The sequence below is a fragment of the Pseudomonas sp. SIMBA_067 genome, from assembly GCF_046534675.1.
Classification (GTDB): Bacteria; Pseudomonadota; Gammaproteobacteria; order Pseudomonadales; family Pseudomonadaceae; genus Aquipseudomonas; species Aquipseudomonas putida.
On sequence record NZ_JAWRYH010001207.1, the window covers coordinates 1 to 241 of the forward strand.

The 241-nt window shown below is 41.1% G+C and carries 1 protein-coding gene; it reads right to left on the reverse strand.

All coding sequences use genetic code 11. From position 1 onward, the window contains the following. On the reverse strand, nt 1-241 hold a 241-nt coding region (locus tag SB765_RS33120; protein WP_410932960.1), incomplete at both ends, for a TSUP family transporter.

Genomic DNA, 241 nt, shown 5'->3' on the forward strand with positions numbered 1-241 from the left:
GAATCGCTGAATGTGCGCCAAACCATGCACCAAGCATGATAAAGAAGCCCATTGTAATTCCCAGTAAAAAGTTAACATGGCCAAGTGCAACAAAGGTGATCAGCGAGATAAAGTTAGAAACAAAATTCATTGAACGCGCCAAACCACAATTAAGTAGCAAACTCATTTTATAAAGCATACCGTTTGAGGCAGTCCAAAAAGTTCCCGTTCCAGGCCCAGCTAAACCATCAAAAAAACCTAG